Source organism: Kitasatospora sp. NPDC090308 (assembly GCF_044769485.1).
Lineage (GTDB): Bacteria > Actinomycetota > Actinomycetes > Streptomycetales > Streptomycetaceae > Kitasatospora > Kitasatospora fiedleri.
Map to the genome: position 1 here is coordinate 275,497 of NZ_JBIVXY010000008.1, position 19,755 is coordinate 295,251.

Sequence of the window (19,755 nt, forward strand, 5' to 3'; positions counted from 1 at the left end):
GGAACTCGCAACACGATCTTGGTGATCGTTCCTGTTGGGACGTGGCCGATGTGACGGTTCGTCCGTTCGTGATGACGTGAGCAACAAGCCGTGGGGCGTGGACAACGAACTGCGGGCCGTGATCGAGCCGCCGCTCCGGCATGGCCGGAGCGGTCGCCGGGTCCGCATCCAGTGGACGACCGGCTGCGTCTGCAGGGGATCCCGTTCGTGCTGCATACCGGGATCACCTGGCAGCAATCGCCGATCGACCGTCACAAGACCGGGAGCAAGCACCACTTGACCGGCGACGCCTCGACCGACAGGCACAGTGGTCGTGTGACGAGTTCTTCGCACACACGCCCGGCGACGAGAGTCCGCGCGAATAAAATTTGAGGTTCATCTGAGCTTCACGGTCGGCTCCGTAGAGATTTGTCCAATATTGGATCAAAAAGAAGCAAAAGACCTTCTTGATTTTCTCGCTCTTGATGTGGCGTCAGGACCGCCTGCGGGGGTATGTTCTTGGCCATCGACCACCAGGGTCGCACGCAGGGCCGATTGGGCTGGTCCGGAATTTTCCGTGCAGCAACCCCGGGCCTGGAAATCCTGCATGCAGCAGGATTTCCCCAGAGGGCTTTTCGAGAAGCCCGGCCCGCCCGGCCAGTCGGAGGCCCCTGCAGCGGTGAGGGCGGAAATGCAATTGCGTCCACCCTCGCCATCCTTTCCTTGAAATCGGGGGTTTCACATGTCGAAGAAGGTTTTTGCCAGGCTGGCGACCGTCCTCGCAGTTCCCGTGCTCGTCGTGGGGGTCACCAGCAGCCCCGCCTTCGCCACGGACCAGAACGTCTACCTCTACTCCGGCAACACCATCGTCGGCGGCCTGAAGTTCATCGACGACGGCGACGACTGGGAGCTCTGGGACCACTACGCGGACGGCCACGGCGTCCGGGCGTACATTCAGGTGCGCGCCACCGGGAACTGGTACGACTGGGACAACGGCTCCTGGTACAACGGCAAGGGCGCGGGGACGATGGTCAAGAAGACCGACGGGAACCTCTACTCGATAAACGACTACCGCGCCCAGGTGTGCACGGTTGACGGCGCCAACGACAAGACCCCGGTCCGGTGCTCCGCCTGGATGTACGTCAACGAGTGAATTTCACCGATGCGGCGGACGGGGTGAACAGAAAAACGGCCGCCCATTGACCAACCACCGGCGCATCCGGATCGCAGATCCGCGCCGCTCTCCAGCAATACGGAGGGACAGCCGGAAGCGCCAAAGATTCCATGACTCACACAGGGGGAATTCCGTGTCCAAGAATATGGTCGCCCGAGCGGCGGCTCTCCTCGCCGTTCCCGCCCTGATCCTCGGCATCAGCAGCCCGGCCTCGGCTACGGACCAGTCCGTATCTCTCAAGGTCGACGGCCACACCGTCGCCAGTCTGAAGTTCATCGACGACGGCGATGACTTCGAGCTCTGGGACCGCTATGCCGACGGCCACGGCGTGCGGGCGTTCATCGAGGTCAACAACGGAACCTGGCAGGAATGGGGCTCCTTCTACAACGGCAAGGGAGCCGACACGTACGTCAGGAAAACCGATGGCAACCTCTACTCCTGGAACAAGTACCGGGCCCAGGTGTGCACCGTGGACGGCGCGGGGGACACGAGCCCGGTCCGCTGCTCGGCCTGGATGAGCATCAGCGAGTAGCTCCCGGCGCGAGCGCCGGATCGGCCGAAGAGCGCCCGCTGCCCGTGGCGAGGCAGCGGGCGCGTCCCACCGCGGCAAGCCGGTGCGCGTGTCGTGAAGGAGTTCGCCCCTCCGTCGGACGGTACGGCGAACGTTCCGCCGGCCCCGGTGTGGGCCGTGTCGGCCAGGGCGGGGGCCCGGAGCCGGACGCGAGTCTTCACGATCCGGTGGGTGCGGGCGGCGGTCTCCCTCGCGGGTGACGGTCAGCAGTGATCAATGAGGCTTCCTGGCTGGTTGCTTGAGACGCGAGACGTCTCACTCGACCGCTAGGGAGCCTCGTTCGTTCTGCCCTCTTCCCGACCACCCGGCCGCCACCCGATCGGCGGCCGTCCGGAAAAGGCCCACGGGCAGGTGGTGCGGAGCCGGTCGAGCCAGGTGCGGATGTCCTTGGCCGTGAGAGGGGCGATCTCCTTCCGGGCCCCGGGGGCGGGCATGCCTCTTGCGCCCGGCCGCAGGGCGTACCGGCGCGCTGCCGGCGCCTGTGATCACCGGCCAAGAGCGCCGCCGCAGGTGAACCGCGCGCCCCCGGCCCTCCGGCCCGTGTCCGCCGTCTGGAGTTCGCCGGCCTCGAGGACGCCTGAGCCGAGGGGACGGGACCCGTGGTGCCAGCCGAGGAGTCCCGTCCCCGTGGTGTGCGCGGCGGCCGACCCTGGCTCCGCGCACACCTGTCCTTCGTGGGGCGGGGGCCGTCGGCTTGGTGCCGGTCCCGGAGGTTCACCCGATCGGTCCAGTGCGGGGCGCGTCGGCCCTGGTCAGGGGCGGGCGGGTCCGGGGCGGAGGGGGGCGGGGCCGCCGTCGGGGCGGAGGGAGGCGGGGTCGGGACGGACGGGGCCGGGCGGTGCGGCCGGACGGTTCGGCCGGACGGGTGAGGGGGCTGGGCCGCGAGGGTGATCGGGGCACGCCGGAAGCCGGGTCGGGACGAACCGGGGGCGGCGGCGGAGGACAGTACGTGTCGGCCGACCCGCCGCACGACATCCCCACGGCCCGCATCCGGTATGGATGCGGACGACCGTTCCCGAACCGGAAATCGGAGACTCCTTGATGAGCCTTCTTCGTCGATCCACGGGTCGCAGCTCCGCTGCCCGAGGAGCCGCGGTCCTCACCGCGCTCGCCCTCGGCATGGCAGGCACCGCCCTGCTCGGCACCGGCGCCGGCACCTCCTCGGCGTCCAGCCACCGCGAGGCTCCGCTGATCGCCGCCGACCCGCAGGTCGACAACACCGACGTGTACGCCTTCACCAGCCCGGACAACCCGGACACGGTCACGCTGATCGCCAACTGGCTCCCGTTCCAGGAGCCCAACGGCGGCCCGAACTTCTACCCGTGGGCCGACGGCGCGCACTACGACATCAACATCGACTCGCAGGGCACCGGGCAGCCGGACGTCACCTACCGGTGGACCTTCCACACCGAGGACCTGCGCGGCACCGACACCTTCCTCTACGACAAGGGGCCGGTGAACAACCTCGACGACGACACGCTGCGCTTCCGCCAGTACTACACGCTCCAGGAACTGCACCCGAACTGCGCCCCGGTGACGCTGGTCAAGCACGGCCAGGCGGCCCCGTCCGACACCGGCCGGGCCTCGATGCCCGACTACGGGCGGCTGCGGCAGCAGGCCACCGTCCAACTCCCGGGCGGCGGGCAGACGGTGGCCACCCAGGCCGCCGACCCGTTCTTCCTCGACCTGCGGGTCTTCGACCTGCTGTACGGCGGCGACCTCTCCGAGGTCGGCCAGAACACCCTGGCCGGGTACAACGTCAACTCCGTGGCGCTGCAGATCCCCAAGAGCCGCCTCGCCTACAAGGGCGACCCGACCCGCAACCCGGTCATCGGCGTCTGGTCGAGCACCGAGAAGCAGAGCATGAAGCTCAGCCCGGGCAAGTCCGACCCGGTCGGCCCGTACGTCCAGGTCTCGCGGCTGGGCAACCCGCTGGTCAACGAGGTCGTCGTCCCGGCCGGGCTCAAGGACGCCTTCAACGCGCTGCCCCCGTCCGAGGACCACAACCAGCCCGCCGTGGTGGCCAAGGTCCTCGACCCCGAGGTGCCCAAGCTCGTCCAGGCGATCTACGGCCTGCCCGCGCCCGCCACGCCGCGCACCGACCTGCAGGAGATCTTCCTGACCGGCATCGCCAAGGCCGCGGACGGGCCGCTCGCCGTCGACCTCAACTCGCAGCTGATGAACCAGGACATCGACCCGAACCGGTTCGTCCCCGCGGAGGAGCTGCGGCTGAACCTGACCACTCCGGTGACGCCGAAGCCGGACCGCCTCGGCGTCCTGAACGGCGACTTCCAGGGCTTCCCCAACGGCCGTCGCCTCGGCGACGACGTCGTCGACATCGCCCTGCAGGTCGTCGAGGGCGCCACCCCCGGCAAGTTCGTCCAGGCCCTGGCCGCCGGCGACAAGGTCAACGGGCCCGACCGGCCGTTCGCCGCGACCTTCCCGTACCTCGCCCTGCCGTACGACAAGGCCGTCAACCAGAAGTGACCACCCGCGCGGCGGCCCCGGCCCGGGGCCGCCGCCGGCCACTCCGCCGACCACGCCGACCACGCCGCCGATCGAGGACCGAACTCCCGTGCGCCGTCTCCCCCTTGTGCTCGCCACCGTCCTGGTGTGCGGCGGCCTCGCCGCGGCCGGCGGCCTGACCGACCCGCCGCGGTCGGCCACCGCCGCGCCCGCCGCCCAGGCCGCACCCGCGCACCCGGCCGCGCCGCCGCCGGGCGGCGCGCTCGCCGCCGCGATCGGCGCCGACCAGCGGCACCTGCGCGCCCGCCCCGACGACGCCGCGGTCTGGGCCCGGCTCGGCGGCGAGTACGTCGAACAGGCCCGGCTGACCGCCGACGCCTCCTACTACCCGAAGGCCGACGAGGCACTGCACCGCTCGCTCACCCTCGCCCCCACCGGCAACACCGACGCGCTCACCGGCCTCGGCGCCCTCGCCAACGCCCGCCACCTGTTCGCCGAGGCCGCCGACCACGCCCGGCAGGCCCTGGACGGAGCCCCGCTGCACTGGCAGGCGTGGGCGGTCCTCACCGACGCCCGCACCCAGCTCGGCGACGACACCGGCGCCACCGAGGCCGCCCAGCACCTGCTCGACCTGCACCCCGGCACCGCGTCCTTCACCCGCGCCGCCTACGACCTCGAACAGCACGGCCGGCCCGAGGACGCCGCCGACGCCCTGCGCCGCGCCCTCGACGGCGCCTACGACCCCGGCGACAAGGCGTTCTGCCTCCACCAGCTCGCCGAACTCGACCGCACCGCCGGCCGCACCGACGCCGCCCTGGACGGCTACCGCCGCGCCCTGGCCGCCGACCCGACGTACACCGCCGCCCTCGCCGGACAGGCCCGCGCCGAAGCCGCCCTCGGCCGCACCGACGACGCGCTCGCCCACTACGCGCAGGCCGCCGCCGCGGTGCCGCTGCCCCAGTACCTGCTCGAACTCGGCGAACTCCACGAGTCCCTCGGCCACCCCGGACAGGCCGCCGAGCAGTACCGGCTGCTGCGCGCCGAAGCCGACCTCGCCGCCGCGGGCGGCGTCGTCGACGACCTGACGCTCGGCCAGTTCGAGGCCGACCACGGCGACCCGGCCACCGCCGTCCGGCTGCTGCGCGCCGAATGGGACCGGCGCCACCACGTGCTGGTCGCCGACGCCCTCGCCTGGGCCCTGCACCGCACCGGCGCCGACCGCGAGGCGCTCGGCTACGCCGACCTCGCCCTCGCCCACGGCTGGCACAACGCCCTCTTCCGCTACCACCGCGGCGAGATCGAACGCGCCCTCGGCCGGACCGACCAGGCCCGCGCCGACCTCGCCGGGGCACTGGCCACCGACCCGCGGTTCGACCCGCTCCAGGCGCCCCTGGCCCGCTCGGACCTGGCGGCGCTCACCCCCTGATCTTGTGCCGGGACGCACCCGACCGGGTGAACCACCGCCCCTCGGCCACGCCGCCGGCACGAGCACCCCGAATGACCGGTGCCGCCCCGTCCGGGACGGCACCCGACCGAAACCAAGGAGCAGACATGTCCCGTACCCGCACGTACTTCGCCGTCGTCGCGCTGGCCGCCACCGCGGTGCTCGGCACCGCCGGCGCGGCCTCGGCGTCCGCCGGCGCCGAGGGCGTGGCCGTCGGCTCGCCCGGCGTCCTCTCCGGCAACGTGATCCAGATCCCCGTGCACATCCCGGTCAACCTGTGCGGCAACAGCATCAGCCTGATCGGCGCGCTGAACCCGGCGTTCGGCAACTCCTGCGCCAACATCGGCTGACCCAGCCTCTGCCGATAGACCGGGAGACCGGAAAACCGGGAGACCGGAAGGCCGGAAGGCCGACCCGGGCCGGGAGACCGGCTCCGGGTCGGCGCCGTTCTCGCCGACGGCCGCCGCCCCGTGTCCCCGCCCCGCGCCCGTGCCCCGTGTCCCCGACAGGACGGGGCGGGCCGGGGATCAGGGTTTGCCGTCGGCGAGGTCGGCGATCCGGCCGACCAGCAGGTGGTACGACTCCTGGGCCGGGATGACCTCGCTGAGCTTGGCGCCGCCGGTGAGCGCGTCGGTGTTCCGGGTGCAGTTGGTGGCGGCGGTCTCCATCTGGTCGAGGGCCTGCTGCCAGTAGGTCTGGGCGGTTGCGTCGGGGATGGCCCGGTGGTCCCGGGCCTTCTTGATGTCGTCGAGGACCTGTTGGCAGTGCCTGGTGTTGTCGGCCGAGGTGCCGTTGGCGTTGAGCAGGACCTTGAGGTCCTCGCCGATCACCCGGGTCTGTTCCTTGCCGCCGTCCTTGGACCAACTCGCCGTCGTGTCTCCCCCGTCGGAGGAGCAGGCCGCCAGGACGGTGGCCAGCAGGACGGCGGGGAGCAGGGCGAACGCCCCGCGGCGGAGCGAACGCTGGTGCTGCTGCAGGGGCATGGACACGTCCTTCGTCCGGGGTGGTGGTGGTCGAGCTGTCGAGCTGTCGAGCTGTCGAGCTGTCGAGCTGTCGAGCTGGAGCCTGCCAGGGTGCTCTGACATCCCGTCAGGACGCTGCCCGTCGGTGACGCGCCCAGCGGGGACGCGCCGGTCGGGGGCGGGCGGCAAGTGGCGGGGTCTTCCGGCGTGGCGCGTTGGGGCGGTCACGTCGGGCCGCGATGCTGGGCAGGACGGCCTGGCGGTTGCTGCTTCCAAGGGGGATGGACGGACATGGCGACTCGGGTGACCGGCCGGGCGGCGACCGCGACGGTCGACGGCGGCGGGGTGGTGACGGGCTGGTCGGCGGCGGCCGAGCGGCTGACCGGGTTCGGGGCGGGGCAGGCGCTCGGGCGGAGCGCGGTGGGGCTGTTGGCGGGTGGAGTGCCGGTCGCCCTGCTGCGGGCGGCGGTCCGGCACGAGCCGTTCACCGGGATGGTGCGGTTGTGCCGGGCCGAGGACGAGCCGGTGGCGGTCGAGCTGGGGGTGGTGCCGGTGCGGACGGCGCGCGGGGAGCCGACCTGGGTGGTGTCGGCCCAGGCGTTGCAGCCGTTGACCCCGGGGGCCGCCGCGCGGCCGGCGGCGGTGCCCTCGGTGCTGTCCGGGTCCTCCGAGGAGCGGGCCCGGCACCGTCTGGCGCTGCTCGGGGAGGCCGGTCTGCGGATCGGTTCGACCCTCGAAGTGGACCGCACCGCGCAGGAGTTGGCGGAGGTGGCGACCGGTTCGTTCGCCGATTTCGTGGCGGTCGACCTGCTCGATTCGGTGTTCGGCGGCGGCCCGCCGTCGAGCGCGGGGCTGGTGTTCTACCGGGTGGCGCAGCAGTCGGTGCTGCCGGGCTGCCCGGAGTCCACGGTCGCGTCCGGCGCCGGGGACGTGATCGCTCCGGACTCCCCGATGGCCCGGGTGCTCGCCTCGGGTCGGCCGATGTGCGTCGACTACCGCGATCCGGAGGTCCGGTCCTGGATCGCCCAGGAGCCCGAACGGGAGCGGTTGGCCGAGGAGTTCGGCATCCACTCCGGGCTGATGGCGCCGCTGACCGCCCGCGGGGTGACGCTGGGCGTGGCGATCTTCCTGCGGCACCGCTCGCCGGAGCCGTTCGACGAGGACGACCTGCTGCTGGCCACCGAGCTGACGTCGCGCGCCGCGCTCTCCGTCGACAACGCCCGCCAGTACACCCAACAGCGGGACACCGCACTGGCGTTGCAGCGTTCCCTGCTGCCCAGCCGGACGCCCCGGCAGGCCGCGGTCGAGGTCGCCTTCCGGTACCTCCCGGCGGGCGGGCGGGAGGGCGTCGGCGGCGACTGGTTCGACGTGATCCCGCTGTCCGGCGCCCGGGTGGCCCTAGTGGTGGGCGACGTGGTCGGCCACGGCGTGCCCGCCTCCGCCGCGATGGGGCGGCTGCGGACGGCGGTGCGCACCCTGGCCGACATCGACATGCCGCCGGACGAACTCCTCACCCACCTGGACGACCTGGTGCTCCGGGTGGACCTGGACGAGCAGCCGGAGGGCGGCACCGCCTGGGCGGGCGGCAGCGTCGGCGCGAGCTGCCTGTACGCGGTGTACGACCCGGTGGCCCGGTCCTGTTCGCTGGCCCGGGCCGGGCACCCCGGGCCGGCCCTGGTCGGCCCGGACAACACCGTGACCTTCCCCGAGCTGCCGCCGGGGCCGCCGCTCGGCCTGGGCGGACTCCCGTTCGAGGCAGTCGAGTTGGAGGTCCCGGAGGGGAGCGTACTGGCGCTGTACACCGACGGCCTGCTGCGCGCCTCCGAGCTGCACGGCGATCCCGGGCTCGGCCTCGACCGGCTCGGCTCGGCCCTCACCGCCCGGGCCGACTCGCTGGAGGACCTGTGCGACCAGGTGCTGTCCACCACCCTCGGCCCGGCCGCCCCGACCGACGACGTCGCCCTGCTGCTGGCCCGCACCCGGGCCCTGCACACCCAGGACGTGGCCGAGTGGCCGCTGCGCCGCGACCCGTCCGAGGTGGCCCGGGCCCGGAAGGTGGCGGCCGCGAAGCTCGCCGAGTGGGGGCTCGAAGAGGCGTCCTTCGTCACCGAGTTGGTGGTCAGCGAGCTGATCACCAACGCCGTCCGCTACGGCCTGCCCCCGATCGGGCTGCGGCTGATCCGGGACGGCTCCATGCTGCTCTGCGAGGTCTCCGACGGCAGCAGCACCGCCCCGCACCTGCGCCGGGCCCACAACGACGACGAGGGCGGACGCGGCCTGCTGCTGGTGGCGCAGCTGTGCCGCAACTGGGGCACCCGGCACACTCCGCGCGGCAAGACCATCTGGGCGGAGCAGGAAATCTGACGGACCGTCAGTGCCGTGACGTTGGTGCCGTGCCGTCGGTGCGGTGACGTCAGTGCGGTGACGTCAGTTCAGTGCGGTCGGTCCAGTGCCGCGTGCAGGGCCTCGCGGAGCCGTCCGCCGCTGTGCTCCAGCAGTTCGGCCGCGCGGGCCGGGTCCACGTCGGCGAGCAGCAGCAGGACGGCGTCCTTGACCCGTCCGCCGGTGGCGGCCAACGCGGCGTCCACGGCGGCGGGTTCGGCCCCGGTGGCGAGGGCGGTGATCCGGCGGCTGCGGGCGCGCAGCTTGTCGTTGCTCGCGCGGAGGTCGACCATCAGGTCGCCGTAGGTCTTGCCGAGCCGGACCATGGTGAGGGTCGAGACCATGTTGAGCACCAGCTTCTGCGCCGTCCCGGCCTTCAACCGGGTGGACCCGGCCAGTAGTTCGGGCCCGGTGACCACCTCGATCCGGTGCTCGGCGGCGGCCCCGAGCGCGGAGCCCCGGTTGGCCGCCAGCGCGACGGTGAGCGCCCCGCGGGCCCGGGCGTGCTCGACGGCGGCCAGCGCGTACGGGGTGCGGCCGGAGGCGGAGACGCCGACCACGGTGTCGGCGGGGGTCAGGCCCAGCGCGTCCAGGTCCGCGACGGCGGCGGCCCGGTCGTCCTCGGCGTCCTCGACGGCGGCGGTGATCGCGCCGGGGCCGCCCGCGATCAGCCCGACCACCTGGCCGGGCGCGGTGCCGAACGTCGGCGGGCACTCGCTGGCGTCCAGCACCCCCAGCCGCCCGGCCGTCCCCGCCCCGGCGTACACCAGCCGCCCGCCGCGCCGCATCCGCGCCACGATCGCGTCCACCGCCGCCGCGATCGCGTCCAGCTCCTCCGCCACCGCGGCCGGCACCGTCCGGTCCTCGGCGTTCATCACCCGGGCGAGCTCCGCCGTCGTCAGCAGGTCGATCCCGGCGCCCCCGTCCCGCCGCCCCTCGGTCACCAGCCCGTCCAGCGGCGGCGAGCCGTCGCCGCGCTCCGGCGCGGACGGGACGGCGGGGACGGAGGGACCGGACGGCGGGTGCGGGGTGTGCGGGATGTCTGCCACGGCGCCCACCCTAAGGGCTGTCCCGCTCTCGGTCTTCGGCCGTCTCGGGCGCGGGTCGTTGCCCGGTGATCGCCCGCCTCACGCGGCCTGGAGGAGGTGGTGGAGGTGGGCGACACCGGGCACGGTGTGGTGGGCGCCGCTGCCTTCGAGGCGGCGGTCGCGGAGGATCTTCCGGGTCTTCATCCGGGTGAAGACATGCTCGACGCGGGCGCGCACTTGCTCGTGTGCGCGGTTGTGCGCGGCTTGCCACTCGGTGAGCTCGCCGCCGGCCTCGATCCGGTGAACGGGCTTGTCCAGGAGTGTTCCGACGCGGTGGTCACCCGAGCCACGGCAAGATCACGGCACCGGTGCGTTCGGGCCTTCGGGCCGGTCGAGGGCGGTGATGCGGAGGTCGCGGCGAGCACGGTGGCGCCGAGGTGACGGGCGAAGGGGGTTTCATCGGCGTCGAGCCGGACGTCGGTCCGACCCCGGTCGCCCGTGTCGTAGCCCTCGTGGGCCCCGGCCCGGTCAACCACCAGGCACCGGTGCGTTCCGCTCGTCGCGCGGGTGGAGACGCCACGGTCGTCGACCGGCCACAGCTCGACCGGCGTGACGTCTCTCCGGCCCTCGTACCCGTGCCAGGCTGCCTTCACGGGACAGCCCTCAGGGCGTCTTCCAAGGTGACCGGTCGGTGAGAGACCGTGTCGGGCGTGATACGCCGTCATGAGCCGAAGCCCCGCCACCGGGCCGGACCGCTGTGGGGGCGGGATCCGGGTCCGGTGGCGGGGCTGCCGCGTCGGCGGGTCAGCCGCAGTGGCTCCAGGGGCTCTCGTACGCGCTCTGGTCGAAGTCGCTGAACCAGCCGCCCCACTTGACGCACTTGCCCGCGGCGTAGGCGTAGACCGGGCCGGCGTAGGACCCGTAGTAGCCGGTGTCGGTCTTCTGGGCGCTGCCCTGGACCGTGAGGTCGGCCGACATGTGCACCGGGTCGCCCCCGTTCCCGCGGATGGTGACCACGCAGTTGTAGCCGTTGGAGCTGTTGTAGGTCAGGTAGACCCACACGGTGCGGTTGATGAGCTGTTCGGAGTCGATGACCTTGTAGCCGGGACCGCAGACCTCCGTCGGCGAGGCGGTGAGGGCCGAGGCCTCGGGCGCGGTCATCACGGTGGCGGCTCCGGCCATCGCGAGGGCACCGAGGACGGAGACGATCTTCTTGCGCACGGACATACCTCTCTTGCGCCGAACGTCCAGCGGTTCGGCACGGTTGGAAATGCGGATCCGTCGGGCTCCGGTCGGCCCGTCGGGGGCGGGTCGTGGGGCTCAGCAGCCCCGGGTCCCGCTCGACACGGAGTACTCGTGGCCGGCCCAGTTGACGTAGCCGTAGGCGTAGACGCAGTAGTTCGCCGTGCCGGTCACGCCGACCGGTCCGGCGTTGTACGCGTACGATCCCTTGTCGACGCGCGACGAGACGTCGACGGTGCAGCCTCCGCCCGTACCGGACTTCTGGAGGCACCGGTAGATCTCGACGCTGGTCGTCGCCGCGACGCCGTAGGACGCTCCACGGTGGTAGAAGCAGGCGCTGTTGGTGCCGCCGTTGCTGCTGTTGTAGTAGATGACCAACTCGCCGATGGCACTGCCGTCGTGCGAGACGGTCTGGTCGTACGTGACGGTGCCGGAGCAGGAGGTGGCGGCCTGCGCGGCGGAGGACGCGAACAGGCTGACGCCGGCGAGCAGCGCCACACTGGCGACCACGGCGAGGACTCGGCGGAGGACGTGCATGCGGAACCCTGTCTGAGGTGGATCATCGATGATCGATCGAACGCCGACCATGCTGGCGCAGCCGCGTAACGCCGCCGTATCGCGCGGAACCCCCGCACCGCCGGCCGGGGTTCCGGGGGTCGCCGCGGCCGGTCCTTCCCGGCCAAGCAGTGTTCGGTCTTTGAAGACAGACCCTGGGTCCTCGGGGTCTCCCGCGCCGGGACCGGCGGGGCGACCGTTCGAACGGGCTTGCGGGGCAAGGGTGTTGTCCGTCGGGAGTCGGCCTCCGGGTGGTGGCTTCGGCACCGCTGCGGCGGTTACGCTGCGCGCGTCGGCGCGGGAGTGACGGGACGGGGTGCCGCGCCCTTCGACTCGGGGGTTCCCATGGCGCGGCGCGTCATCCGTGCGGCGGTGCTGCTGGCCGTCTCGCTGCTGTTCCCGGCGCTGTGCGTCGCCGTTCCGGCCTCCGCGGTGACCGGCAACGGGTCGGTGGTGACCCGGATCGGCGGTGTGCCCCCGCGGGTGGCGGGCGGGGGCGGGTTCACGGCCGTCTTCACGGTCGAGTCGACGTCGCGGTACCGGATGCTGGTGGACTCGCTGTTCCTGCGGGTGTCCGCGCCGGACGACCCGTCCGGGCCGCCGGACGGCGTCTCGGTCACGTGGCAGGACCCGGCCACCGGGGCCTGGCGGAGTTCCGACACCCGCAGCGGGACGGGGTGGGGGCTCACCCTGGACCCGCCGCTCACCGTCGAGCCGCACGGAACGCTGACCTTCCGGGCCCGGATCGGGCTGGACGCCGCACTGCCCGGCGGCACGTACGCGGTGGCGACGAACGGGGTCTCGGGCTACCGGCTGGTCGACCCCTCCGGGCGCGGCGCGGGCCTGCTGGAGGGGCGCAACCAGCCGCGGGCCGTGTTCCGCTACGCCGGGCCCGGGCCGTCCGGCCCCGCGACGGCCTCGGTCTCGGCACCGGCACCGGTCTCGGCGTCGGCCTCCGCAGTGGCGTCCGCGACGGCTGGGCCGACCAGGGCGCCGTCGCCGTCCGATCCACCGTCCGCCACCGGTACGCCGTCCGCTGCGGCAGCGTCGGCCGACTCCCCCGCGCCGACCGCGCTCTCCGCCCTGGCCGGTCCGGGGCCGGGCGGCGGGGCCGGGACCGGCGGTGGTCCGGGGCCCGGGTCGGTGAGCGGGACGCTGCTGCTGGGCCTGGGGTCGATCGCCGCCGGTTTCGCCCTGGGCGCCGCCGCGCTGCTGATCCGCCGCCGCCAGTCGTACCCGTGAGCCGGCGGCCCGGCAGCCGCGTCCAGGACCCGCGCCGGGTTCCCGATCATCAGGGTTTTCCCGGGGCGGTCTCCGGGTTCTCCCGGGTGGGCGGGCCGGGTCCGCTCTGCCACGCTCGCGGCATGGGTAGGCGGGGGAACGGGTCGGCTCCGGCCGACGGCTCGGAACAGGTGGGGGAGGCCGCAACGGGCTTGGCGCGCTTCGCGGCCGGTCCGGTGCTCGGGGTCGCGGGCGCGGTCGTGGCGGTGCAGGCGGCGCTGGCCGGGCGGTACGGGTTCCACCGGGACGAGTTGTACTTCCTGGCGGCGGGACGGCACTTGGCCTGGGGGTACGTCGACCAGCCGCCGCTGACACCGCTGTTGGCCCGGCTGTCCACGGCGGTGTTCGGCGACGGCCCGGCCGGGCTGCGGATGGTCGCGGTGCTGCTGTGCGCGGCGACGATCGCGCTGACGGCCTTCGCCGCACGGGAGTTGGGGGCGCGCCGGGCCGGGCAGGTGTTGGCGGCGGCGGGGGCGGCGGTCTCCGCAATGGTGCTGGCCCTCGGGCACGTGCTGAGCACGGCGAGCTTCGACCTGTTCGCCTGGACGCTGCTCGGCGTCCTGGTGCTGCGCCTGCTGCGCACCGGGGAGCGCCGCTGGTGGCTGGCGATCGGCGCGGCGGCCGGAGTCGCCCTGCTGAACAAGGACCTGGTGCTGCTGCTCGCGCTCGTCCTGCTGCCCGCCATCGCCTGCTGCGGCCCCGGCGGCGGCACCGCTCCCGGCCCGCGGGCGGTGCTGCGCGGCTGGTGGCTGCCGGCGGGGGCGCTGCTGGCGCTGCTGGTGGCGGCGCCGAACCTGTACTGGCAGGCGGTGCACGGCTGGCCGCAGCTCACCGTCGCCTCGGGGATCAGCGGCCAGGACGGTCCGGCCAACCGGTTGACCTTCGTCCCGATGCAGCTGGTCTACCTCTCCCCCGTGCTGGTCCCGATCTGGCTGGCCGGGTTCCGCCGCCTGCGCGAGGACCGACGGGTGCGCTGGGCGAGGCCGTTGGGGTACGCCTACCTGGCGCTGTGCGGGCTGGTGCTGGCCCTCGGCGGCAAGCCGTACTACGCGCTGCCGCCGCTGCTGCTGGTGCTGGCGGCCGGGTGCGGACCGGTCGCGGAGCGGCTGTGGGGACGCCCGCCGGAGGAGGGCGGAGACGGGGGCGGAGACGGGAGCGGAGACAGGGGCGGGAGCGGAGACGGGGGCGGAGGCGTGACGCGGCGCGACCGGGTCCGGGCGGTGGGGCTGCTGCTGGTGGCCGCGCTGGTCAACTCGCTGATCACGCTGCCGGTGCTACCCGCCGACCGGCTGTCGGCCGTCTCCTGGCTCTACCCGGAGTCGGCCGAGCAGGTGGGCTGGTCCGAGCTGACGGCGGCGGTCGCCGCGGGGTGGGCGCAGGTCCCGCCGGAGCAGCGCGGGCGGGCGGTGGTGTTCGCCGCCGACTACGGCGAGGCGGGGGCGCTGGTGCGCTACGGGGGCGGCCGCGGCCTGCCCGCCGTGTACTCGGGCCACATGTCCTTCTACGACTGGGGCCCGCCGCCGGACTCCGCGACCGGCCCCGTGCTGGTGGTCCACCCGGCGCCGTACCCGGAGGTCGAGCGGGCCTTCACCGGGTGCCGGCGGGTCGCCGAGGTGGACGACGGCCGGGGCGTGGCGAACGAGGAGCAGCACGCGCCGGTGCTGCTCTGCGCGGGGACGGTCGCCCCGTGGTCGCGGCTGTGGCCCCGGCTGCGGCACTTCTACTGAGCCTCAGCCCCCGTCGGGCGGCGTGCGCAGTTCGGTGTCGGTGATCCCGCCGGGGCACTCGCGGGCGCGTCCCCAGCCGGCCAGGTCGGCCCCGGCGCGGTAGGCGGAGTCGAGGAACTGCCGGGCGGTGGCCCACGGGTCCTCGGCGGCGCGCACCTCGTCGTACCTCAGCAGGGCGAGGTGGCCGCCCCGGTTCGGGGTCCAGCGGGCGGCGGCGGGGTGCAGCGGGCGGGTGTCCAGGCCGGCGGGTTCGGGGGCGGTGTAGGAGTAGAAGGCGGGGGCGGGCACGTCGGCGTCGCCGAACCAGAACCCGGCGCTGATCACCTCGCGGGAGTACGCCTCGCGGGTGACGCCGTCGGCGGCGGGCTGGGCGACCTCGCGGTCGGAGAAGCGGGTGACGGCGAGGTCGAAGGTGTGCCAGAAGTGGTGGACGGGGCTGGTCTTGCCCGCGTACCCGGCGGCGTACTCCTCCAGTAGCAGGGCGACCTGGCTGAGGATGTGCCAGTAGGTGGTGACGGCGGCCGGGTCGTAGCTGCGGTGCTCGTGGTCGTCGGCGAACGGGCGGTGCGCGTCGGGCAGGTCGTAGGGGTAGGGGTGGTCGGGGAGCACGTCGATGTCGAGGTGGACGAGGGCGCGCAGGGTGTCGCGGTAGAAGTCGGCGACGGAGCGTCCGGCCAGCGGGAAGGAGTCCTCGGCGCCGTCGAGGGTGCGGACGTACAGGCGGTGGTCGGTGAAGTCGAAGTCGATGGTGAACGCGTCGCCGCCCCGGGTGGGGCCGGTGGGGCGGGTGGTGATGCCGCGTCCGGTCAGGTGGAAGGGGACGTTCCACCAGTGGTTGCGGCGGGGGCTGCCGGCCAGGCGGATCTTGCCGATGACCTGGGTGAAGCGGTGCAGTGTCTCCTTGGTGTCCCGCCAGGACTCCAGGGGCAGGGGCGGGAACAGCTCCATGGTGCGCTCCGGCGTGAGGGGGGTCGGGGGCCGCTGACCATCCTCACCGCAGGGGCGGGCCGCCCCGGGCCGACGCGCCCGGGCGGGCGGGGGTGCTGCTCCGCCCGGGTGCGGGGCGGGGGTTCAGACCAGGAGCCGGGCGCGGAGGGCGGCGATGTCGGCGTCGGTGAGGTTCAGGCCCTGGTGCAGGTAGGCGTCGAAGCTGCCGTAGACGTGGTTCACCTCGGCGAACGCGGCGTCCAGCCAGGAGAGTTCGACCGCGTCGGGGCGGCCGGTGTAGGTGTTGCTGGCCAGGAAGTCCGCGTTGACGGTGGCCCGGTCCACGCCGAGCAGGGTGAGCAGGACGGCGGTGGCCCAGCCGGTGCGGTCCTTGCCGGCGGTGCAGTGGTAGACCAGCGCGCCCTGCTCGGCCTCGATGGCGGTCAGGGTGTCGTGGAAGGCCCGGTCGGAGCCGGTGAAGTCCACCATGAAGGGGTAGCCGATGGACTGGCCGAGGTCCGAGGAGCCGTTGAACAGGCCCGCGGCGAGCGCGCCCAGCAGCGTGGTGACGGCGTTGCCGTGGAAGCCGATGCCGTGGGCGAGCGAGGTCACGTCGGCCACCTGGTAGGCGAGGCCGGCCGGGATCGCGTCGGGGGCGCTGCCGCGCTCGCTCGCGTTGCGCAGGTCCACGTCCCGGGTGATCCCGGCGGCGGTGAGCTGCTGCTGCTCGGCGGGGGTCAGGCCGCTGAGCTTGCCGGAGCGGTAGACCCGGCCCATCCGCACCCAGTGGCCGTCGGTGGTGCGGTAGCCGCCCGCGTCCCGGAAGTTGGTGGCGTCGGCCAGGTGCAGCGAGCGGTCCGCGACGGTCAGCGCGGCGCCGGAGTCCGGGGTGAGGCGGAAGAACCAGCGGGTGCCGGCCGCGAGCGCGCCCGCCGGGACGGTCAGCGTGCCGGTGCCCGCGCCCTGCCCGACCACCGTTCCGGTGGCGGCGTCGGCGTCCGCGGAGGCCACGGCGGTGACGGTGACGGCGGTGGCGGGCGAGGCCCAGGCCACGGTGTGGCTGCCGTCGGCGTTCAGGGTGACCGCGGCGGCGGTGAACGGCACGGCGGCGGGCAGGACGGCGGCGGTCACCGGTGCGGCCTGCCCGGCCGACGCGGCCTGCGCGGGCAGGGCCGCGAGCGGCACCGTGGCGCCGACGGCGAGAACGGCGACGGCGAGGCGGACGGCGGTGCTGCGGGACAGGTTCAACGGGGCCTCCGGGGAACGCTGGCGGTCGGCCTCCCCCGCGACGGGGCGGGACGGGGTGCGGCCGGACGGGCGGGCACCATGAAGCCCGAGCCACGTGAGACCGACGCGGCCCCCGGATGGCCCGCAGACGACCGTCGCCCGAACTCCGGCCCCCGGTCCGGCATTTGCCGCCCGAACCGGATCAGCCGGAGCCGCCCGGGCAGGCCGCCCGACCGGCGCGCGGCCCACCCCCGGGTGCCGGGAAGGCCCTCCGGCGAGCGTTCTGCCCGGGCGGGCCTCACACCGCGAGGTGCCGCTCCGGATCGGTACCGCCGACGAGTCCGGCGCCGGCGTCGGGTTCGACGTCGGGTCCGGCGTCGGGTTCGACGTCGATGCCGTGCTGTTCGTCGTCGGGGCGGCCCTTCCGGGGCAGGAGGAAGGTGATGGCCAGGAACGCCGCCAGCAGGACGGCCTGGACGATCAGGGCGCGGTGGAATCCGCCGACGAAGTCGCCGGTTTCGGCCAGGGCGAAGAAGACCGAGCCGAAGACCGCGACGCCGGTGGAGCCGCCGACGGCCTGGACGGCGGACAGCACGCCGGAGGCGGAGCCGATCTCGTCGTCGTCGACCGCGGCGAGGATGAAGCTGAACAGGGCGGCGATCACCATGCCCGCTCCGATGCCCGCCAGGGCCACGCCGGGGACGATGTCCCAGATCGAGAACGAGTCCGGGGCGAGGCCGTCGAGTTCGCACCAGAGCACGGCCGCACCGGCCAGTTGGACCAGCGGGCCGAGCTGGAGCACCTTGCGGCCGATCCGGTCGGCGAGGAACGCGCCGCTGACGGCTCCGCCGACGGCCGTGCCGACGGCGAGCGGCAGGTTGCCGAGCCCCGCGTCCCCGGCGGTGAAGTGCCGGCCGATCTGGAGGAACAGGGTCAGGACGAGCTGGGCGCCGACCAGTCCGCCGAAGAACAAGGCGATGCCGCCGAGTCCGACGGTGAAGGCGGGCTTGCGGAGCAGGCCGGGGGTGATCAGCGGTTCGCGGCCCGTGGCGGCGGTACGCCGCTGCTGGACGGCGAACAGGGCGAACCCGGCCACCGAGGCGGCCATGCACAGCCAGGTCCACAGCGGCCAGCCGTCCTCCTGCCCCTGGTTCAGCGGGAGCACCAGCAGGGCGCAGGAGGCCGCAACCAGGGCGGCGCCGGTCACGTCGACCCGGACGGTGCGGTCGCCGGGTTTCCTGGGCACGAACCTGGCGGCGACGACCAGGGCCGCGGCGCCGACGGGCAGGTTGACCAGGAAGACCGAGCGCCAGCCCAGGCCGAAGAAGTCGCCCTCGACGAGGAAGCCGCCGAGCACGGGGCCGATGATGCCGCCCAGGCCGAGGACGGGGCCGAAGACCGCGAAGACCTTCGTGAGTTCGGGCCCGGAGAAGTTCTCCCGCAGCAGGCCGAGGCCCTGGGGCAGGAGCATCGCCCCGGCGGCGCCCTGGAGCAGTCGGAAGACGATCAGCGTCTCGATGGTGGGCGCGAGGGCGCACAGCAGCGAGGCGGCGGTGAACGCGGCCAGGCCGATCAGGAACATCCGGCGGCGGCCGTGGCGGTCGCCGAGCCGGCCGCCGAGCACCAGCCCGGCGCCCAGGGTGAGGGCGTAGCCGCCGATCACCCACTGGAGGCCGGCGGAGGTGGCGCCGAGGGCGTCCTCCAGGGCCGGTCCGGCGACGTTGACGATCGAGGCGTCCAGGAGGTCCATGATCTCGGCGACGAGCATCGCGACCAGGATCAGCCACCGCCACCGGTAGGGCTCGGCGGCGGGGCCACCGGCGTGCCGGCCGGTGGTCGGGGACGGGTCGCGCATGCCAGATACCTCCACGGTGAAGTAGTTTCACCATGAAGGTAAATTGGTGGCGGTAGGTTGTCAAAGCGGGCCGCGCGGCTGGACGCCCGGCCGGAGAGAGGAAAGGTGGCGGGCCCGGATGGCGGAGGCGATGGGCGACGAGGTCGCGGCGCGGCGCGAGCGGCTGATGGAGGGGCTGCGGATCTACGGCGGCCACTACGCCGAACTCAGCCGGCGCTTCGCGGCCTGGCTGGGCCTGCACTCCACCGACGCGACCGCGGTGCTGGAGATCGCCGCCGCCGAGGAACGCGGCACCCCGCTGTCGCCGGCCCGGCTGAGCGAGCGCATCTCGCTGTCCACGGGCGCCACCACCGCGCTGCTGAACCGCCTTGAGGCGGCCGGGCACCTCACCCGGACCCGCGAGCACTCCGACCGGCGGATCGTCACCCTGCGCAGCGGCCCGCACGTCCAGGAACGGGCGGACGAGTTCTTCGGCCCGCTCGCCCGGCGCCTCGACGCCGCGATGTCCCCCTACCCGCCCCGGCTGCTGGAGCAGTTCGAGCAGTTCGTGGCCGAGCTGAACTCCACCATGGACGCCCACCTCACCGAGCGGCCCCCGCTGCCGCCGGGCAGCGGGGACGGTGGCAGTAACGGGGGCAGTGGGGTCTAGGGCCCGTCCGGCCGGTCTTGCCGGGCGCGCGACACCGGGCATCCCTCCCCCAGCCCCAAGGGGGCTCGGAGGTGCCCCCTCGGAAGCACCGGCGAAACACCCGAGTACACCCAGTACGAGGGCGTTCCGCCGGCACTCCCGGCCGGGCTCCCGACGCCGCGCGCCGATCCGACAAGATCGACCGGACAGGGCCTAGTAGTGCTTCGTTAGGTTCTGGTTCTGCGTCTGGTTCTTGTGCGGGGTAGGGGGCGGTTGCAGGTGGCGCAGGTGCCGGTCCAGCCCTTGA

At 73.7% G+C, this 19,755-nt stretch carries 17 protein-coding genes; 10 read left to right on the top strand and 7 right to left on the bottom strand.

Annotation, left to right across the window (positions count from 1 at the left end; translation table 11 throughout):
- Nucleotides 1-769 precede the first annotated feature (769 nt).
- From ACIQVD_RS20800 to ACIQVD_RS20820, 5 genes are all read left to right on the top strand, one after another.
- On the top strand, nucleotides 770-1,132 hold the full coding sequence (locus tag ACIQVD_RS20800) for a hypothetical protein (protein ID WP_400679425.1): 363 nt from the start codon (nucleotides 770-772) through the stop codon (nucleotides 1,130-1,132).
- A gap of 154 nt (nucleotides 1,133-1,286) precedes the next feature.
- The gene (locus ACIQVD_RS20805) at nucleotides 1,287-1,685 is read left to right on the top strand and encodes a hypothetical protein (protein WP_400679424.1); all 399 of its coding nucleotides are present in this window, start codon (nucleotides 1,287-1,289) and stop codon (nucleotides 1,683-1,685) included.
- A 1,158-nt stretch (nucleotides 1,686-2,843) separates the two neighbouring features.
- Nucleotides 2,844-4,211, top strand: a complete 1,368-nt coding sequence (locus ACIQVD_RS20810) for a DUF4331 domain-containing protein (protein ID WP_402291026.1) — start codon at nucleotides 2,844-2,846, stop codon at nucleotides 4,209-4,211.
- A gap of 88 nt (nucleotides 4,212-4,299) precedes the next feature.
- Nucleotides 4,300-5,616 carry a hypothetical protein gene (locus tag ACIQVD_RS20815; RefSeq protein ID WP_400679420.1) on the top strand — a complete coding sequence of 439 codons (1,317 nt, stop codon included), beginning with the start codon at nucleotides 4,300-4,302 and terminating at the stop codon, nucleotides 5,614-5,616.
- A gap of 125 nt (nucleotides 5,617-5,741) precedes the next feature.
- Nucleotides 5,742-5,984, top strand: coding sequence for a chaplin (locus tag ACIQVD_RS20820; protein WP_400679418.1), 243 nt, complete (start codon nucleotides 5,742-5,744; stop codon nucleotides 5,982-5,984).
- A gap of 177 nt (nucleotides 5,985-6,161) precedes the next feature.
- On the opposite strand, the gene ACIQVD_RS20825 is transcribed toward ACIQVD_RS20820, so the two are convergent.
- Nucleotides 6,162-6,617, bottom strand: coding sequence for a hypothetical protein (locus tag ACIQVD_RS20825; protein ID WP_402291028.1), 456 nt, complete (start codon nucleotides 6,615-6,617; stop codon nucleotides 6,162-6,164).
- 270 nt (nucleotides 6,618-6,887) lie between these two features.
- On the opposite strand from ACIQVD_RS20825, the gene ACIQVD_RS20830 reads away from it, so the two are divergent.
- The gene (locus ACIQVD_RS20830) at nucleotides 6,888-8,960 is read left to right on the top strand and encodes a SpoIIE family protein phosphatase (protein ID WP_402291030.1); all 2,073 of its coding nucleotides are present in this window, start codon (nucleotides 6,888-6,890) and stop codon (nucleotides 8,958-8,960) included.
- 68 nt (nucleotides 8,961-9,028) lie between these two features.
- On the opposite strand, the gene murQ is transcribed toward ACIQVD_RS20830, so the two are convergent.
- Nucleotides 9,029-9,934 carry an N-acetylmuramic acid 6-phosphate etherase gene (murQ, locus tag ACIQVD_RS20835; RefSeq protein ID WP_402291066.1) on the bottom strand — a complete coding sequence of 302 codons (906 nt, stop codon included), beginning with the start codon at nucleotides 9,932-9,934 and terminating at the stop codon, nucleotides 9,029-9,031.
- 198 nt (nucleotides 9,935-10,132) lie between these two features.
- Here murQ and ACIQVD_RS20840 point away from each other — a divergent pair, with 198 nt between their 5' ends.
- Complete coding sequence (locus ACIQVD_RS20840; protein ID WP_402291032.1) at nucleotides 10,133-10,447, top strand: hypothetical protein; 315 nt, start codon at nucleotides 10,133-10,135, stop codon at nucleotides 10,445-10,447.
- A gap of 363 nt (nucleotides 10,448-10,810) precedes the next feature.
- Here ACIQVD_RS20840 and ACIQVD_RS20845 read toward each other — a convergent pair whose 3' ends face one another.
- A complete protein-coding gene (locus tag ACIQVD_RS20845; protein ID WP_400679411.1) occupies nucleotides 10,811-11,227 on the bottom strand; it encodes a hypothetical protein in 417 nt (138 codons plus the stop codon).
- A 99-nt stretch (nucleotides 11,228-11,326) separates the two neighbouring features.
- The gene (locus ACIQVD_RS20850; protein ID WP_282203523.1) at nucleotides 11,327-11,785 is read right to left on the bottom strand and encodes a hypothetical protein; all 459 of its coding nucleotides are present in this window, start codon (nucleotides 11,783-11,785) and stop codon (nucleotides 11,327-11,329) included.
- A 363-nt stretch (nucleotides 11,786-12,148) separates the two neighbouring features.
- Between ACIQVD_RS20850 and ACIQVD_RS20855 the strand changes: the two genes are divergently transcribed.
- Together ACIQVD_RS20855 and ACIQVD_RS20860 are read left to right on the top strand one after the other, a co-directional pair.
- Entirely contained in the window at nucleotides 12,149-13,045 is an 897-nt protein-coding gene (locus ACIQVD_RS20855; protein ID WP_402291034.1) for a hypothetical protein, read from the top strand.
- A 191-nt stretch (nucleotides 13,046-13,236) separates the two neighbouring features.
- Nucleotides 13,237-14,811 (top strand): ArnT family glycosyltransferase, encoded by a 1,575-nt coding sequence (locus ACIQVD_RS20860; protein ID WP_402291046.1) that lies wholly within the window; start codon nucleotides 13,237-13,239, stop codon nucleotides 14,809-14,811.
- A 3-nt stretch (nucleotides 14,812-14,814) separates the two neighbouring features.
- Here ACIQVD_RS20860 and ACIQVD_RS20865 read toward each other — a convergent pair whose 3' ends face one another.
- The 3 genes from ACIQVD_RS20865 to ACIQVD_RS20875 form a co-directional block, all read right to left on the bottom strand.
- Complete coding sequence (locus ACIQVD_RS20865) at nucleotides 14,815-15,759, bottom strand: DUF5996 family protein (RefSeq protein WP_402291048.1); 945 nt, start codon at nucleotides 15,757-15,759, stop codon at nucleotides 14,815-14,817.
- A gap of 123 nt (nucleotides 15,760-15,882) precedes the next feature.
- Nucleotides 15,883-16,986: a tyrosine-protein phosphatase gene (locus tag ACIQVD_RS20870; protein WP_402291050.1), complete on the bottom strand. Its 1,104-nt coding sequence runs from the start codon at nucleotides 16,984-16,986 to the stop codon at nucleotides 15,883-15,885.
- A gap of 277 nt (nucleotides 16,987-17,263) precedes the next feature.
- Nucleotides 17,264-18,820, bottom strand: coding sequence for an MFS transporter (locus ACIQVD_RS20875; RefSeq protein WP_402291052.1), 1,557 nt, complete (start codon nucleotides 18,818-18,820; stop codon nucleotides 17,264-17,266).
- 118 nt (nucleotides 18,821-18,938) lie between these two features.
- Here ACIQVD_RS20875 and ACIQVD_RS20880 point away from each other — a divergent pair, with 118 nt between their 5' ends.
- Entirely contained in the window at nucleotides 18,939-19,469 is a 531-nt protein-coding gene (locus ACIQVD_RS20880; RefSeq protein ID WP_402291054.1) for a MarR family winged helix-turn-helix transcriptional regulator, read from the top strand.
- Nucleotides 19,470-19,755: the final 286 nt, after the last annotated feature.

Coding starts and splice junctions, on each gene's coding strand:
- ACIQVD_RS20855 (WP_402291034.1), top strand. CDS start 12,149: ATGGCGCGGCGCGTCATCCGTGCGGCGGTGCTGCTGGCCGTCTCGCTG.
- ACIQVD_RS20850 (WP_282203523.1), bottom strand. CDS start 11,785: ATGCACGTCCTCCGCCGAGTCCTCGCCGTGGTCGCCAGTGTGGCGCTG.
- ACIQVD_RS20825 (WP_402291028.1), bottom strand. CDS start 6,617: ATGCCCCTGCAGCAGCACCAGCGTTCGCTCCGCCGCGGGGCGTTCGCC.
- ACIQVD_RS20865 (WP_402291048.1), bottom strand. CDS start 15,759: ATGGAGCTGTTCCCGCCCCTGCCCCTGGAGTCCTGGCGGGACACCAAG.
- ACIQVD_RS20880 (WP_402291054.1), top strand. CDS start 18,939: ATGGCGGAGGCGATGGGCGACGAGGTCGCGGCGCGGCGCGAGCGGCTG.
- ACIQVD_RS20875 (WP_402291052.1), bottom strand. CDS start 18,820: ATGCGCGACCCGTCCCCGACCACCGGCCGGCACGCCGGTGGCCCCGCC.
- ACIQVD_RS20810 (WP_402291026.1), top strand. CDS start 2,844: ATGGCAGGCACCGCCCTGCTCGGCACCGGCGCCGGCACCTCCTCGGCG.
- ACIQVD_RS20830 (WP_402291030.1), top strand. CDS start 6,888: ATGGCGACTCGGGTGACCGGCCGGGCGGCGACCGCGACGGTCGACGGC.
- ACIQVD_RS20820 (WP_400679418.1), top strand. CDS start 5,742: ATGTCCCGTACCCGCACGTACTTCGCCGTCGTCGCGCTGGCCGCCACC.